The 16,141-nt window shown below is 48.6% G+C and carries 17 protein-coding genes and 1 pseudogene; 2 read left to right on the top strand and 16 right to left on the bottom strand.

Annotation, left to right across the window (positions count from 1 at the left end; translation table 11 throughout):
- Window positions 1-77: 77 nt before the first annotated feature.
- The 11 genes from ACVL1J_RS15190 to ACVL1J_RS15140 form a co-directional block, all read right to left on the bottom strand.
- Window positions 78-413 carry a hypothetical protein gene (locus ACVL1J_RS15190; protein WP_491665460.1) on the bottom strand — a complete coding sequence of 112 codons (336 nt, stop codon included), beginning with the start codon at window positions 411-413 and terminating at the stop codon, window positions 78-80.
- Between the two features lie 16 nt (window positions 414-429).
- Window positions 430-1,074 carry a hypothetical protein gene (locus ACVL1J_RS15185; protein ID WP_341237053.1) on the bottom strand — a complete coding sequence of 215 codons (645 nt, stop codon included), beginning with the start codon at window positions 1,072-1,074 and terminating at the stop codon, window positions 430-432.
- Window positions 1,075-1,144: 70 nt separating this feature from the next.
- The gene (locus ACVL1J_RS15180; RefSeq protein ID WP_341237054.1) at window positions 1,145-1,825 is read right to left on the bottom strand and encodes a hypothetical protein; all 681 of its coding nucleotides are present in this window, start codon (window positions 1,823-1,825) and stop codon (window positions 1,145-1,147) included.
- 302 nt (window positions 1,826-2,127) lie between these two features.
- Window positions 2,128-2,367: a VF530 family protein gene (locus ACVL1J_RS15175; RefSeq protein ID WP_341237055.1), complete on the bottom strand. Its 240-nt coding sequence runs from the start codon at window positions 2,365-2,367 to the stop codon at window positions 2,128-2,130.
- A gap of 23 nt (window positions 2,368-2,390) precedes the next feature.
- Window positions 2,391-3,038 carry a hypothetical protein gene (locus ACVL1J_RS15170; protein ID WP_341237056.1) on the bottom strand — a complete coding sequence of 216 codons (648 nt, stop codon included), beginning with the start codon at window positions 3,036-3,038 and terminating at the stop codon, window positions 2,391-2,393.
- Window positions 3,039-3,593: 555 nt separating this feature from the next.
- Window positions 3,594-3,953, bottom strand: coding sequence for a ribonuclease E inhibitor RraB (locus ACVL1J_RS15165; RefSeq protein WP_341237057.1), 360 nt, complete (start codon window positions 3,951-3,953; stop codon window positions 3,594-3,596).
- 720 nt (window positions 3,954-4,673) lie between these two features.
- Complete coding sequence (locus ACVL1J_RS15160) at window positions 4,674-5,201, bottom strand: hypothetical protein (RefSeq protein WP_341237058.1); 528 nt, start codon at window positions 5,199-5,201, stop codon at window positions 4,674-4,676.
- A gap of 86 nt (window positions 5,202-5,287) precedes the next feature.
- Window positions 5,288-5,677: a hypothetical protein gene (locus tag ACVL1J_RS15155; RefSeq protein WP_341237059.1), complete on the bottom strand. Its 390-nt coding sequence runs from the start codon at window positions 5,675-5,677 to the stop codon at window positions 5,288-5,290.
- Between the two features lie 24 nt (window positions 5,678-5,701).
- Window positions 5,702-5,926: a CopG family antitoxin gene (locus ACVL1J_RS15150; protein ID WP_334118956.1), complete on the bottom strand. Its 225-nt coding sequence runs from the start codon at window positions 5,924-5,926 to the stop codon at window positions 5,702-5,704.
- Window positions 5,923-6,210 (bottom strand): BrnT family toxin, encoded by a 288-nt coding sequence (locus tag ACVL1J_RS15145; protein ID WP_341237060.1) that lies wholly within the window; start codon window positions 6,208-6,210, stop codon window positions 5,923-5,925. Before ACVL1J_RS15145 ends, ACVL1J_RS15150 begins: the two co-directional genes overlap by 4 nt.
- A 576-nt stretch (window positions 6,211-6,786) precedes the next feature.
- Window positions 6,787-7,110 carry a hypothetical protein gene (locus ACVL1J_RS15140; RefSeq protein WP_341237061.1) on the bottom strand — a complete coding sequence of 108 codons (324 nt, stop codon included), beginning with the start codon at window positions 7,108-7,110 and terminating at the stop codon, window positions 6,787-6,789.
- A 135-nt stretch (window positions 7,111-7,245) separates the two neighbouring features.
- On the opposite strand from ACVL1J_RS15140, the pseudogene ACVL1J_RS15135 reads away from it, so the two are divergent.
- Window positions 7,246-8,259: pseudogene (locus tag ACVL1J_RS15135) on the top strand (integron integrase).
- A 247-nt stretch (window positions 8,260-8,506) separates the two neighbouring features.
- Here ACVL1J_RS15135 and ACVL1J_RS15130 read toward each other — a convergent pair.
- Complete coding sequence (locus ACVL1J_RS15130) at window positions 8,507-9,421, bottom strand: metal-dependent hydrolase (protein WP_159568535.1); 915 nt, start codon at window positions 9,419-9,421, stop codon at window positions 8,507-8,509.
- Between the two features lie 292 nt (window positions 9,422-9,713).
- On the opposite strand from ACVL1J_RS15130, the gene ACVL1J_RS15125 reads away from it, so the two are divergent.
- On the top strand, window positions 9,714-10,574 hold the full coding sequence (locus ACVL1J_RS15125) for a pirin family protein (protein ID WP_341237062.1): 861 nt from the start codon (window positions 9,714-9,716) through the stop codon (window positions 10,572-10,574).
- A 72-nt stretch (window positions 10,575-10,646) separates the two neighbouring features.
- Here the strand turns inward: ACVL1J_RS15125 and ACVL1J_RS15120 are convergent, their stop codons facing one another.
- From ACVL1J_RS15120 to ACVL1J_RS15105, 4 genes are all read right to left on the bottom strand, one after another.
- Complete coding sequence (locus tag ACVL1J_RS15120; protein ID WP_341237063.1) at window positions 10,647-12,122, bottom strand: hypothetical protein; 1,476 nt, start codon at window positions 12,120-12,122, stop codon at window positions 10,647-10,649.
- A gap of 154 nt (window positions 12,123-12,276) precedes the next feature.
- Entirely contained in the window at window positions 12,277-13,968 is a 1,692-nt protein-coding gene (locus ACVL1J_RS15115) for an AMP-binding protein (RefSeq protein WP_341237064.1), read from the bottom strand.
- Window positions 13,965-15,260 carry a thiolase family protein gene (locus tag ACVL1J_RS15110; RefSeq protein ID WP_341237065.1) on the bottom strand — a complete coding sequence of 432 codons (1,296 nt, stop codon included), beginning with the start codon at window positions 15,258-15,260 and terminating at the stop codon, window positions 13,965-13,967. Before ACVL1J_RS15110 ends, ACVL1J_RS15115 begins: the two co-directional genes overlap by 4 nt.
- Entirely contained in the window at window positions 15,257-16,138 is an 882-nt protein-coding gene (locus tag ACVL1J_RS15105) for a MaoC family dehydratase (RefSeq protein WP_341237066.1), read from the bottom strand. Before ACVL1J_RS15105 ends, ACVL1J_RS15110 begins: the two co-directional genes overlap by 4 nt.
- Window positions 16,139-16,141 lie beyond the last annotated feature (3 nt).

Below are 16,141 nucleotides of genomic sequence, written 5' to 3'. Positions count from 1 at the left end.
TCGTCAGCCAAGTTGCGGCATTGGCCGCTTAACCCGCAGTGCTGGATCTTTATTAAAAATCCACAAAAACTGTCCGATTAAACGAAGCCTGCTCTCAGAACGGCAAAAACAACTCCCGATTTTTTAAAGAAATCAGCGATTTTTTTATAGTTAGTTTCATTGTTTCGCTTGTCGTAGTGATCTACGACAACCGTAAGTAAAACGACACAACCACATATCGACGCGGCAAACATCAACCAAGCAGCAATGTCATGAAGATGAATACCGGGAGATCGCCTGCCAAAAACCAGGTGAAGATCGTTGATCCATACGCCATATGTCCCATATGCTACAAAAAAGATTGAGCCAATAATGTTTTCTACTCTTTCTTTTACGGGGATATGGTTTGGTGTGTAGTTGTTCTCTTTGTCCATGGGGTCAGACCAAGCACTATTGCAGTTTTGCCAGCAAACGCTTGACTGCAACTTGCGATGCTTTTGCAAGTGCCACTCTTAACTTGGCAGGTTCATTTTGATAAGTTTCCAAAGACTGCCCTTGGTCATTCTCAGAGGCAAAATCTGAAACAAATTCACTTTCTTGCCAGATGATCTCATTATTTGGTTTGATGAGTTTCGCAGTCATTCGAATCATCGGATTCATATGAGTTCCGAACGGGTGCGTTTTATTGAAACCATACATATCAACCACGAATGTCAGGGTGGCATCACTTTTATCAACACTGCTTATCTGATAAGTTTTCAACGCTACCGTCTGCTTGGAAACTTCTGAATAGACGATTTCAGAAATATCAATTTTGTGTTTCTCCATGAATTTAATCATTTTTTCTGCGTCTGTCATGCCAGCGTCAGCAGTAGCAAATGCACCAAGCGCGCCAAACAAAGCGCCACCCCAAGCTTGAGTAGTTCCGCGCCAATATATTGCGCTTGGCTTTGATACATTCTTTTCAAGATGAATATTTTTAATTGGAGATCTCTTTTCCACACTCAAGGGAATCGATTGTGGTGTGCTGCAACCGGCAAGCAGGATAACGGGCAACGCGATAAAAACCATCAAAAAACGTAATTTATCCAACATCACTATTCCTTCAATTAAAAGTTGAAATTACGCAGCCGTTCTCGGTCCGATCCCTAGTCTGCACTGCAAATCAAGGTAACAAACCCAGCCCTTGCAGTGATGTTCGCGCATTCGTAGTGACACTTGTGATGACAGCTTTCCGAATCAATTCCTTTTCGTCTGCAGAGTACTTCTCGAAGCTGTCTTTCCACACCAGATCAGTGGCTTGATTGCAGGGGATGCTTTCCCGCCTTGGAAAGCTCCATGCAATTCCCATCTCCTTTCCTGACTTGACGTTGTAAGCTGTTGTTACAAACAAACTGTAGATGCAAGACCTGTCCATCGCAAACAGCGTCCTTCTGTAAAACCCATAACCGGGGCGGAAATCAGGCTGATTGCTGTTTCCTGCAAGCGTCACCAACAGCAATGTATCTGCATTCCTCGCCGCAGCGGCTTTAAGTAACTCAGGCAATTTCGCACTCGATGTCAGCATCGATGCGTTTAGCTTTCCACTTTGATTAATCGCCTCAACAGCGCTTTCAGCGAGTTTTTCGTCAACCTGCCAATCGCTAACATTCACTTTGTAACTACTGTTGCCGAATACTGTGGTGGCAGTCAGGGAACCATTAAAAGTGTCGCCCAGCTGAGAGACAACCACCACTTTGCGGACTGACTGAATATCGGCTTGATCGACCTGACGGATCATGCCGGTACAACCAGCCAAAGCAAAGCTGAGAGTCGCAACTACAAATAACCTACTGACTAAATTCATGATGAAGTTTCCATTTCAATTCATTCGGTTTTATCAACCAAAATTATCCAGAAAATTGATATACCAATCCAAGCCATAAACAATGGCTACAACAGCGACAGAGGCGACGTAATACAAACCTATCTCGCGACCTGAGAGCATCATTGTGTAGAACTTAAACACACGTTTTTTGCACTCGGGGCATCGTCCGAGAATGCGAAGATCTTCTCCCCACATTGAATACAACTGCGCAAAACAATGCGGACATATCTGAGCAGTCTTTATTCTCTGAATTGGACTTTCAGGAGTGTCCAAAGGATTCTTCATGTTCTCGGATGGCTTTGTGATGCGAGTGTAGAAAGATACAGTTGCTCCACCTCCTCTCTGGCCCAAGGCGTTTTTCGAAGAAACTTCAAGCTGGATTTAACAGAGGGATCATTCTTGAAGCAATTGATTTTGATTCTATTGGCGAGCTCATCCCAGCCGTAGTGCTCAACAAGCTTTACGACGATGGTTTCAAGCTTGACTCCATGCATGGGGTTATTTGTCTGTTCCATTTTCATGCTTTAGGTATGCTCTTCGGGCTTCATTTCACAACAGGATCTTTGAGTGAATACGAGTTACCAAAAAGTTGTGTTTCAAAGAGCCCATGTCGAACTGGCACATGCTTCACGAACGGAAATTGTTGCCTGAAGCCATTCACATACCGTTCGAAATCTTTCCGACCCTCGATATAGTTTCGCCACAAGAATGGTTCTGCTCCACAGTCAAGACCGAAGTGGCCTATGTAAACCACTTCTCCGGGACCCACTGTAAATGAACCACCAATCGGTTTTCCGTCCTCGATGAGATCGTCTGTAGATCCTTTGATATGAGCAACCTCCGTTATCGAGCGAGCAACTTTTACGTCGAAGGCAGTCAACGCATATTCACCCGGTTCGATCACAAACGTATACGGCAAAAATTGATTGTCTGCAGACAACTTGGAGGGTGTTTCAAGCGCCAAAGCTGAAGACGTTTCGTTATCGATAGGTGATTTGGTGAATGTAAGTGCTTGTAGCTGCGCATTTTCGAACTGCCCACATTTCCAGGCACGGCCCCAATTTACCTGAACGACGATCATTCCAAGGTCGGCTTTGTAAGTGTCTTCAGTGAGCTTTACGGGTTCTGCCGCAGTAGCGATTAATGGCAACAATCCGGCAGTTATTACTAAATGCGGTAGATACTTGGACATTCTCATCTCCTAGTGATTGAGCCCAATGCCGGCTGCAACAAGTTCAATGATGGCAGCATAATCAACGTGATAATACGCAGTGTTCTCATGGAAGTGTCCTACGTGAAAGTGAGCAACTGGGCTGAGTGGTCCGTTTGAATGTGAGGCTAAAGATCATGCGTCTTCATGACTCTCACACAGAAAATTGACGCGTACAAACCAATTCCAATATGGGACAAAACTAACGCCATCTGCTCATGCAAGGACAACGTAAAAATTGATTCTGTCGCAACAAAGAAGATGAATAACATTACAAATACCAAAGTTAGGCCTAATTGAAGCCTATCGACCAACACTGCACGCCAGCATCCATAACAAATTAGTCCTGCTAAGACATTCCCAAAAATAAACCACGCCCCTGGCCTGAAGAGAACATTTAAAATGATGGCGATCAGCAGTAGCGCAACTAAAGTAGGGCCAGCGCTTCGCTCCATGATTAGAAATAATGATTTAGCGTCTTGCTGAGGTGGCTTATGTAGGCTCATTGGGTTTGACTTGTAAACGCGTTGTTAGGTACTACTTTACAATTTCAGTGCCCCAGCCATCGTAACTGCCACCGTACTTGCTGGTTAAGGACTCTAGAGTTGACGATACTCTGTGTATGTTATCCAAGGTCGGGATGAGAAATCTTTTTGCTTCAATAGTCACAGTTTGATCTTCGTTCTCATACACCTTCACTCTGAATCCTTGGCTCTCCATACTCTGTGCCACTACAGCAGCCTGCTTAAGGTTATCGAAATCAAGGAAGAAATCTATTTCATGAACTTTACTTATGTCGGAACCATTCGCGACAAGCGCTTCAATAACCAAAGCATCTCGATCCGCGTAAGCCGTACCCAAGAAAAGTAATGCTATGGCTATGATTATTGTGCGCATTCCACTAGTGCCTAAAGGCTGGGTTGACCGTCACGTTTGCATGTTACGGTTAAACAATGAGTTAGCTTGAATCAACTTGCGAACCACGATAGTAAGCTTTGCGGTTACATCAGAGGCCCAGCGCCGCCGGAAGACTTTGGCTTGCGGGCCCTCAGCAGCAAGATTGCTGCCAAATAGAACATTAACGCCCATACAGCTGAGAATGCTGCGAGAGCGCTGCCTCCGGCATCCTGACCGCCTGCGGAAAACAGAAACAACGGCAGTCCGAGGGCAGCCATGCATATCCAAAAAACGACCAGAAGGGCTTGGTAGGCATCCGGTGGTAGATAAGCCTTGAGGATGGAAATGTTTAGACGGCCTCCGATTGCCCGATGACTTGGTTCTAGGACACGGTCCGTGCCGATTGAAAAGCCAATGGCGAATAGATGTAGAAACCATGTCCAATTCCCAAGGGAACTGACATCGGACCATCCAGCCCAAGCGCAAACGTACAATCCGATCGCGATGACGAACAAGAGAGTAGCAACCCGGCCTAGGATGCGACGCATTTAGTGAGGCCTAAAGTTTTTCCAAAACGGAGGCCTCTCGTGTAACAGAGGATTTTGAGATGACATTCGAAAAAGGCCCATTTGCTTCTCGATTGCTAAGGTTGGAGTTAAACAGACCTATACAGTTTTATCCGCAGGTTCTGTGTAACCGATAGGTTAGAAAACTGCAATTTCATGGCAAAGAACAAGAGTCCTCTAAAGCCGCAAAACCTATCGGCATTCCCTTTGAAGGACTGTCCCCGAGCGTTACCGAAACCTGCTCAGTAACAATAGAACCGTTTGAGTCCTGAGCCCACACCTTCGCTGAGACATCCGATGAGACCTCACCCTTAAGTATTAGCTTTGCATTGGGCAGTGCATTAACTTGGAGAGCAGCGAACCCGAAGCGGCTAGAAGCAAAGGACTCTCCAGCCGCAATAACGACAACAAGCTCATGTTTTCCAGGGGAAACAGGAAACGACTTGTTGAAACTACACCGCTGTTCTTTAGCGCGGCCAGTCACCTTCTTGTCGATACTGTCCATATAGATAAGAATCGGAGACAACGGCTTCTGTCCTTGAGTTTTGGAGCCTGAGATAATTGCTCTGTTGGGTTCTTTTGCGATCAACGCTGAATCATAGAAATCCAGTTTCGGTCCAACAATCGCGCATCCACTAAGGGTCAAGAAAGGCAAAAGCAAAAGAATATAAAGTATGGGCATAAGTTTTCTAACGTCGGAAATGATCGGGCCATAACATTTATGGCGAAGCCGCCATCTGCTGTTGTGGGTCCGTGTCGATTGACAAGTTATGTGGCAACGTCGCCTCGCTGCAAAGGCTTCCACACGTACAAAAACCAAAACACGGGCATTGCGAGGATGTTCCCCATGAACAGGACGACGGCCCAAAGCACCTTTTTGTCCTTCGGAACATGCTCAGTCTTGAACAAGTAGGCGATATAAATGACGAGTAAACCTACTATCAGAGCCATGGTGCCCAGGTGGAGTCGGAAGAGCAGATCAAATTTAGCTTGCATCTCTTCCTGTGTCATCTGGCCATCCATCGAGCCGAAAGCTGTAAAAAAATAGAACATATACACGACAGGTAAAGCCGTCGCGATTGCCAGAAGGATTGCAGCGCCTCGATTTACATGGACCTCCAATGTGCCAAATAACGTTTGAGTTAAGCTGCGTTGCAAAGCAACGTCGGCTTGAATGATTAGTTAGGACTTTACCTGCCAAGAAATATCAATTTTTCGATGTTGCGCAACGCAGTCGCGAAGGTATAAATTGATGAGGCTTTGATAGGGAACCCCCTTCTCATCCGCCATCTCTTTAAAATAAGAAATGACATCTTCACTTAGCCGCATAGTCACGGGTTTTTTAAGTTTCGAGGCGTAGGGGTTCTTACGCGACTTCATTTTTGAAAGATCGTATTCTGCTTTCATTGGTCACCACCTTTGTAGTGTTTGCGCTCTGTCTTGGTCGCCTTACGGGCAGAAATGATACGAATGACTTCACCATCGGCACGCTCGCAATGGCAGACAAGAAGAACTCGTGATTCATTACTCAGACCAAGCATAAGAAAGCGATCCTCATCTTCAGAGTGCTCTTCATCATAAAACTGAATTGCGTACTCGTCATAAAAGACAGATTGCGCCTCTTCGAAGCTGACCCCATGCTTTGACTTATTTGTTGTCCCTTTATCGGGATCCCACTCGAACTTGATCATATGTACATTGTATGTACATTTAAAGAATAGTCAACTAAGTCCTAACGTCGGAGTTGACCGGCACGCACCGGCTGGGCGCTGCAAGGTGCGAGATCACCTGGGGGCCTTGCGGCGCCCAGCCGGTGCGTGTCCGTGTCGAACGACATGTTAGACCTCACTTCCCTTTCCTTCCTTGTGCGTAGCCTCGGTCGGACTTCCTCTTAGAGAGGACTATTGCCACCAACAGGAGTCCCAGCGCGAACGCTGTTCCAAGAGATTTGCCCGTGCCGTTCGGCAACCAAGCGAAGGGAGCGTACAGCAGGTAAAAGGGCGCACTCCGGGCGCTGGAGCCTGCGTGAAGGGAAAGAGGTCCGGCGGCGTGTGGATGACCGCGATCAGGGCAAAGGCAAGTAAGACCAGGAGCGGGCGCATTCGGTGAGGTCTAACGTTGCGGTAAACGGCAGAATTTAAGTAGCTTTTTTGTGGAAATATTTTACGAAGTAAAACCACATAAAAGCTACTTAAATTCTGTCCAGTGGAGCGAAGCGAACGATGTTTGACCGCTTTGTTAGCTGCTTCTAAAGGGCTGAACAGCTATTAAATAAGCTTATGCTCTAACAGAGAATCTTCCCAAATAAAGTCTTTATTTGCTAAAAAATAGCTTCTTAGAATGTCACTAGCTTGTGGGGAATTCAAATTATTACTTTCGATAGCTGAGATTAGTATTTTGGAACTTTTTGTTTCTATAACACCAATTCCGATTTCTGGAGTACAGCAGCAGTATCCGTCAAATGATATTCGTACTAAATAGAGACAACCAGCTTGGTTAATATTGAAGTCTGCAAAGACGGAATCATCTTGAAAGGCCAAACAATATTTACATGGGCGCGTTTGCATAGGTTCAGATTTTCTAATTTCCATGATCAGTGTCTTTTCAGCTAACTAGTTTTATCGAACAATAACGGCGATATCCATTTATCCGAACATCCCCCCTGAGAGCACCTCAACCGAGTGAGCCCTTTGTATAGCTTAGCGACTGACAAATACACTGGGCAAATGAACAGTATAACCAAAACCCAAAACTCGCCACGTTTGCTTGACCAATTGCGCACTGCAATTCGGTACAAGCACTATTCCTATGCAACTGAAAAAGCCTATGTTTATTGGGTTCGGTTTTACATTCGATTCCACAACTTGCGGCACCCAGCAGAAATGTCTGCAGCTCAAGTTGAAGCATTCTTGCAGTATCTCAGCGTTAAACGAAAAGTTTCAGCATCGACACACAAGCAAGCATTGTCCGCTTTACTCTTTCTTTATCGCGAAGTTCTGAAGCAAAATTTGCCGTGGCTAGAAGAAGTGAGTCGTCCAACTACTTCAAAGCGTTTACCTGTGGTTCTTACGCGTCAAGAAGTCGCCTGTGCTTTCAATAACCTCGAAGGAGTCCACTTACTGGTTGCCAAGCTACTATACGGCACCGGCATGCGAATCATGGAAGCGCTTCGCCTGCGTACAAAAGACATTGATTTTGACCATAACTGCATCATCATTCGATGCGGTAAAGGTGACAAAGACTGAGTCGTTATGCTGCCAGCTTCACTTGCTGGCTCTTTGAAAAATCAGCTGCAATATGCGAATAGTGTATGGAAAGGTGACAGAGCGAATTTGCTTCCTGGTGTAGAGCTTCCCAACGCACTAGAGTTTAAATATCCTCGAGCACCCGAGAGTTGGGCGTGGTTCTGGGTATTCCCACAAGATAGAACTTCCACTTGCCCGGTAAGCGGCATTCACCGCAGGCATCATTTGTATCCACAAACTTTCAGAAGAGACTTCAAGCGAGCCTTGGAAAATGCTGCCATTCACAAACCGGCCTCGCCTCACACACTTCGACATAGTTTCGCAACGCATCTTCTCCAATCCGGCGCTGATGTTCGAACTGTTCAAACATTGCTAGGTCATAACGATCTGAATACAACTATGATTTACACACATGTTGCGAATTGCGTGGACGGAGTAGCCAGTCCTTTGGATTCGCTTCTTCGACCCACCATGGCTACCGCAGGCCGATACTGAAGCCCAGCTTTTGTTTTCAACATAATTTTAATAGTAATAGAAAGTAAATTATTCCTGCGCTAACAGCAAGCAATCTACTCCCGCCACCCTGCTGCTTAATAAATAATCAATAGCCAAAACCTGCACCCAGATTCACTCTCAACCAAACAGCAAAACACGCCACCCCACATTTGAGGGGCGTAAATAAAAAAACCGGACCCACCCCGCTACGAATGGTCCGGTTTTCAAGAACTAGAAGCTACTATTTTTATGCAGCCACTGGCGCCTTACTTACTGCTTTGCTCATGCGTGCACGCACTGCTTTTTTGACTTCGGGGTTGGGGTTGCGCATGGCCTGGTTGACCTTCTCCACGAATGAATCAATTTCGTTCATGAAGTGGCTGTTGTCATGGTCCCAGGGGTGAAAGTCGGCGCGGAAGTAGTCGAAGAAATCGCTCATCGCGTTGCGGAAAATGCCTTCCTTGCCCAGCAACATTTTGGCCACGGCTTTGTAGCCACTCAAGTGCTTGCCCTTGGTGTTGGGATCGGCAAATACCAGGCGTGCGTGGAAGTACATAATCACTGGCCAGAAAATTACCGTGGCCAGTACCATGCCGAAGCGGCGGATGAAGCGGTTGTACACATTGTCGGGAACAACTGTGTTCCACACGTCGTACGCAACTGCTTTGTGTTCGGTTTCTTCGTATGCGTGCCACTGCCACATTTGCTTGAAACCTTCGTTTGATTTCTCGCCAGTTACTTTTGGATCTTTCAACACGGCGTCGGCCATGATGGCGGTGTAATGTTCCAGCGCAATGGTGCCAGCCAGTGACAATTTTTTGCCCAGGCCTTTTTGCAAACCGCCCAGCAGGCTCCACAACATTTTATCAAGCTTCAATGCGGGCACGCCACTGCGGTCCATCATCTCGTTGTATTCCTCGTGCTCGCGGCTGTGCAGCGCTTCTTGGCCGATGAATGCGGTGATGGCTTTTTTCAGGTCAGGATCGGTTACCTGGTCTTTGTAAGCGCGTACGGAGTCCATGAACAAACGCTCGCCAGCCGGGAACAACACGGACAAGGCATTGAAGAAATGAGTAACGTGTTCACCGGCTTCGTGCCAGTTGTTGATGCGGGACTCGTCGAGATTGATTTTGACGTCACGGCGCACTGGAATAATTTTCATGGTGTACTCCTTTGGTTGCAGCTATTTTTATGCTTTGGTACTAACGTTGACACTGATCAATGTATCAATCATTTACGGCATTAACAACTGTAAACGTTAGAAAAACACTCTAAATTTCAAACGAGCGTTTGTTTTTAGAAACAGTGCAAACCCTTGATTCAATTGCGTTAATTATTTTGCACTGCAATATGAAATTAGGGAAACCCTGCAGAAGTGTTTGTTCCACAAGGTGTTCTTGCGCTTGTGGTGTGCGGTAAAATCGAAATATTCACCAGTTCATTAAGAGGTATGTATGAACGAAAAGCACACACCATCAGTTAGTAATCCACGCTCGGTTGAACACATCATTACGGGTCAGCCCACCAGCGATGGCGCGGGCGTGAAATTGACCCGCGTGATTACCCAAAACCTGCAGCGCAGGCTAGACCCCTTCCTGATGCTGGACAACTTTGGCAGCGACAACCCCAACGATTACATTGCGGGCTTTCCGAACCACCCGCACCGTGGGTTTGAAACCATTACCTACATGATTGCCGGCCGCATGTTGCACGAGGACAGCAAGGGCAACAGGGGCTTGCTGGAAAACGGTGGCGTGCAGTGGATGACCGCTGGGCGCGGGGTGTTTCACAGTGAAATTCCGCAGCAGGAAGAAGGTGTAATGGAAGGGTTTCAGCTGTGGTTGAACCTGCCTGCGAAAGACAAAATGTGCGCGCCCTGGTACCGCGATTTCACCAACGCTGATCTGCCCCAATTCACTACACCGGAGGGCGTGGCTGTAACCGTGATTGCAGGCAATAGCCACGGCGTAGAAGGCGCAGTGAGCCGCGAGGGCACAGAACCTTTGTACCTGGATTTGCACCTGCCTGCCGGTTCACAGTTTGTTCAAAACTTACCCGCCCAACACAATGCGGTGGTGTTTGTTTACCGTGGAGAAGTGAAGGTGAGTGGTCAAACCATTGGCGACAAGCGAATGGCCATTTTGAAAAATGAAGGCGATGGCGTGGTACTTGAAGCAACAGCCGAGACCAAGGCTTTGCTGATTGCAGGCAAACCATTGAATGAACCGATTGCGCAGTACGGCCCGTTCGTGATGAACACCGAGCAGGAAATTCGGCAGGCCTTGCAAGACTTCCGCGAAGGCACACTGGCATAAAAAAAGCCCGGAAAACTCCGGGCTTTTGATGAAACGTTTTGCGAATCGAAATATTACATATTGCGGCTTCGCTTACGGGGCTGGCGCTGCTTGCTCAAATTCACCCACGCGTTCGCTCAGTGAAAGAATGCGGAAGATGGTAAAGACATCTGTCTCATTCGGGTCGCTTGAGTCGGTCAATTCACGGTTGGTATCATTCAGCATTGCTGCACTCACTGCCACGGTTAAACCCGCTTCCAACGCGGGATTATTCACCGGATCAACACTGACCGTGTCTAGCAGAATGTCTGTGAATGTAAGTGATGTCCCAGTACTGTTCAACGAATAGTTTGCCAACACCACACCGTTTCTTTCATCTGAAGTCATTTCTGCATCGAGATCGGTGAACACCAGCATGACTCGCGAACCGGACAGGAAGTAATAGAACACGGATGCAACATCGGAACCGAAAGTTACTCGACCGTTGTCAGGAGCCGCAGTGGGCGTAACCCCAGGATCGCCTTCCGCAAACACCTCGTACCAAGTGCCAACCAAGCTGTCTTTAACGCTGTTGAAACGCTCGAAGGTGGCCACAATGGTGATGTTGTCTTCAATCAGCGTCAGTTCCAGCTGATTGCCACTCAATACAATTTTTGATGTGAAAAATGCAGCATCATTCTCTGTTGAAGAGTTGTTGAAGCCAGAGACCAACCTGCGCATGGGCAAGGACGTAAACTGAAATTCACCGGTTTCGCCGTTGTAGTTGGTGGTGCCGACACCAATGAAAGCAAATGGATCCATCGAGTCTGTGATGTCGTACTCGGAGAATACGAAGGAATTCACGATACCGTCTTCCGCCGCATTCGCATTGCCTACATCAAAGCTCAACAACACCTGGTAGTTCGCATTCGTTGTGGTTGTCACACCCTCTTCAACCGAGCTGACCAAACGCCAGTTGCCTTGCAGTTCGTTGCGGTAAAAACGCAGCATGGCTTCAACATCTGTAACCACTGTGGGGGGAGGTTCGCCCTCGTCACGCAGTTCTTCGCCGCTGGAAATGGCTGTGCTCAACTCGCCCTGAAAAGTTGCAGGAGCTTCGTCCAGATTGGCCAACAAGGCAGCCGTATTACCCAAAGTGGCGCCTTCACGAATGGCAATCGAACCGTTCTCGGGATCACCGTCGTTGTCCAATGTTTGGAACAGCGTAGCCAGGTTTGCAAGAATATTGGATTGCGTGGCTGCGTTACCAGCAGCCAATGATTCAGCAATTGTTTGTGGCGTAATTCGGGTTCCACCGGGTACGTCAATTTCAAGGCCTGCAATGTTGAAAGTCACTGTGTCGCCAGCCTGGAAATTGAACATGCCACCGTTCATTGTGGTGCCAGTCAGGCCACTGGGTGCTGCGCTGTAGCCAACGCCATCAATTGGAGAATTGGTAAGCTGCCCTGAAGTGGTGGTTCCACCACCGCCGCCGGCCGCAGGAGCACTACTGTCACCACCGCCACCGCCACAGCCTGCCAAAATGGCCAGGCTCAATACGCTGGCACCGAAAAAACGATTAAACCCCATACAACACCCCTTTTTGAGTCGGCTATTTGTTTCACCTTGATAAACAGATAATTAACACATTATTGATTGTGCAAATATGCGTTAACTACTTCAGAATACCGAAGCAACTTAGTGCCTGCCACCCACTCAAATTGGGGCCTGTAAAAATACTGACTTACTGCTCAATCACGACCGACTTTTTCATCTTCACCCAGGCCTCGGCCTTGGGCAAATAGTGCTCCTCAATCACATTGCGCTTGATTTTCATGGTGGGCGTCAGGAAGCCGTTTTCCATGCTCCACAAATCTTTCACCACCACAATGCAACTCAGTTTTTCATGCGCTTCAAGCTGATCATTTACATTTTGAAGCAATTCAGCCATTTCACTTTCAACCCGTGCAGCCTCAGAAGGGTTTTGTTCCACTTGTTTGTGTTCCTCAAGCGGCAACATCACCAAGGCAAAAGGCTTTGAAAACGAGGGGCCAGTTACGCACACGGCCTCAATCAGTTCATGACCGTTCAAGCGGTTCTCGATTGGCACAGGCGCAATGTATTTGCCCTTGCTGGTCTTGAACAGTTCTTTCACGCGGCCAGTGATTTTCAAGCGCCCTTGCTCATCGACCACACCCATGTCGCCTGTTTTCAGGAAACCGTCTTCGGTGTACGACTGCGCAGTAAGTTCGGGATTCTTGTAATAGCCCATCATGTTGCAGGGACTTTTTACCAGCACCTCGCCCACTTCGGAAATCTTGCATTCAACGCCTGGGTAGGTGTTGCCCACATAACCAACGCGCACCTTGCCGGGCAGGCTGCAATGCGAGTAAGCGAAGTTCTCGCTCATGGCATAACCTTCGAGCAAATCCAGGCCCAGGTTGCGATACCAGGACATTAGCGCGGGGGCCAAAGGCGCTGAACCGCTCAGCGCCATGCGCACTTCGGACAAGCCTAGTTTTTTCAGCAAGAATTTTTTGAACAAAGCCGAAAGAATCGGAATTCGGAAAATGACGTGTTGCACGCCCAGCGGAATTTTTCCGCAAATGCCGTTGTAAAACTTGGTCCACAAACGGGGCACCGAGAAAAACAGGGTTGGCCGCGCACGTTGCAAGTCTTGAATGAAGCTATCTAGCCCAAACGAGAAGTACACATGAAAGCCATAGAACAGCGAACCAGTTTCCAGAATGGCGCGTTCAGCGGCATGGGCCAGCGGCAAATAAGAAATCATGCGATCGGAGCTGTTGAAGGTCATGACCTTCGATGTGCCACGCAGCGCGCTGATCATGGCGTTGAACGAAATCATCACACCCTTGGGCTTGCCTGTACTGCCAGAGGTATACAGCATGGTGGCCATTTCATCTTTGCTGCGCTTCACGGGGTTTTGTGTGGGTGCAGTGGTGGCAACAATGTCGTCCCATTTTTTTGCGTGGGCCAATTGCGGCGCCAAAGGCAAAGTGATAGTGGGCATGTCAACAGGAATTCCCTTCTCGACCACGCGCCACAGCTCGTCCATTTTGCCGATGAAGATCATTTTTGAATCGCTGTTGTCCAGCACGTACTCAGCGGTTTCAGCATTCAGCGTGGGGTACAAGGGAATGGATACATGCCCTGCCCGCCAAATGGCGAGGTCGGCCATGATCCAGTGCGCGCTGTTCTTGCCCAAAATTCCAATGTGGGTTTTCTCGGGCAAGTTGAGCGACTGCAAATACGCTGCCATTCGGTTAACCTGGTCGGCCACTTGCGCCCAGGTGTAGTCCACGGTTTTCTCGGCCGAGAAAGGCTGCGTGAAATAAACCTTGTTCGGTTGTGCGGCAGCCCAATGGTCCAGGCAATCCAGGAGGGTTTCGAATTTTTCGTACTGCGCTGCACTCATGTGTTTTTCTCCATATTTTTTATTAGTATGGCGGCACCCAATCCACCGCCCGCACAACTGGATACTACAGCGTACTTCGCTTTTTCCGCCTTTAATCTTTTTGCAGCCGTGGTCAGCAAACGAATGCCCGTGGCTGCAAACGGGTTGCCCAGCGAAAGCGAGCCACCCCAGGTATTGAGTTTAGCGAGTGGCAACTCTCCGGGCACCACACCACCGTAATACTCTTCTGCGAATTCGCCACGCTGCATGCACGCCAAATTCACAAGTATTTGAGCCGCGAATGCCTCGTGGAGTTCCCACACGCCAATGTCGGCCATGCTCAGTTTGTTTCGCGCCAGCAGTTCAGGAATTGAAACCGCAGGACCCAGTAACATTTCTGTTTCGAGATCTTTCACGGCGGCCAATTGATAATCGACCACCTCAGCCAAAGGCTGCAGGCCCATTTCCTGGGCGGCTTCCTGACTGGTCACCAGCAAGGCGGCTGAACCGTCTGTGAAGCGGGATGAGCCCGCTGCAGTGATCACACCGCTTTTGCTGAAAATGGTACGCATGGTCGAGAGCTTCTGAATATTACTGTCTTCGCGCGGTGTGTTGTCTTGTGTAATGGGCTGTTGAAAACCGGGTACCTGTACAGGAATAATGGTGCCATCGAAATGGCCTTGGTTCATCGCCTCAATGGCCAGCTTGTGGCTGCGCACGGTGAATGCATCGCAATCTTCACGACTCACCTTGAATTTTTGCACCATTTGCTCGGCGCACACACCCATGGTTTTACGCGTGGTGAAGTCAGTGCCGGTGGGCACTTCAGGTTTCAAATCCGAAGGGCGCAGCTTGGCCAGGTTCTTGAATATGTTTTTTGCGGAGGAGTTATGCCGAACCTTCATGGCAGCACGGCGAATTTTCTGCGAGTAGCGAATTGGAATGTCAGAAAAACTTTCCACCCCGGCAGCAATGCCCACATCAATTCGACCCAGCGCAATCATGTCGCACAAATTGGCAAAGCCCACGCTGGCCGACAAACCCGCCATGGAGGTGGTGTAAGCCGGAATGGTGGCGGGAAGCCCTGCACTCAACATACTCTCCCGGGCCACGTTCGAGGTTTCAATTTCATGCAACACGGTGCCCATGGTCAGCATGTCCACGCGGCTTGAGTCAATGCCAGTTTTACTCATCAACCCTGCGATTGCTTTACCACCAAGTTCATACGTCATTAATTGGGAATACGCACCACCCGAATCGAGAAACGGGGTGCGGACACCATCAATAATCACTGCCTTGCGAATCGACTTCATTTGAAACGCCCCACCATGTGAAGTGTGCCGTCTGCTGAAGCCAAGCGCAGTTGCGTGTAGCCCTCAGAATCTTTCGTGGTGCTTGTTTGCACTTGCATGTGCGGGCTTGGCAATGGCAGTGGCTTAATCCAACGCACATCCAGATCCGCCAACGAATGCCCAGCGTTGTTCAACACTTCCCAGGTTCGGGCCAATTGCCCAAAGCCATGCAAAATACAGCTTTTGAAGCGGGTGCGTTTGCCCACTGCCTTCATGGTGTGGATGGGGTTGAAATCGCCCGTCAGCATGGCGAATGCCAAACCGTCCTCCTCTTCTGCATCCCAATGACCAGCGGTGGTGAATTCGAATTCCTCGCGCTTGGCGGTTTTGCTTTTGCTTGCAGGTTTGGCACGGGGCACAGTGGAATAACTGTCGATGACCATGGCCAGTTCGCCCTTGGGGTTGCTGGCCTGTACGCGGGTGTGAATGCGTACTTTGTCGCCATCGTCGGTCACATCCACTAAACTGCCACGCAGCGCGATCGACTCATTGCGGTTCAAAGGCTTGTGAATTTGCATGCGCAAACCCTGATTCAACAGAGACAACAAATTGTAAGGCGCAAGGCTACCAAGTTTGGCCAGCATGGGCATGGCCCAGTGGCTGCAAAAATGCGCGGGTATGTCGCTGCTGTAGCGGTTGGCGAGTGCGCCTGTCCAAGCCACGTATTGATCAAGCAATTCATCGTTCAATGCAGGCACATGCATGCTGTGATGCACAGGCAATTCCGGCAAGGTGCCTGGCCGCGTAATGGGCGTTGCATTGCGAATGGCCGCCCAACCCATGGCGCGGATATTGGGCCAGTGCAAGGCCAAATACTTCAAGGGGTAATCTGCCAACATGGT

The organism is Limnobacter sp. G6BE5S (assembly GCF_058448965.1).
Note: the sequence above shows the minus strand (reverse complement) of the source record. Positions and strands in the feature narration are given on the sequence as shown.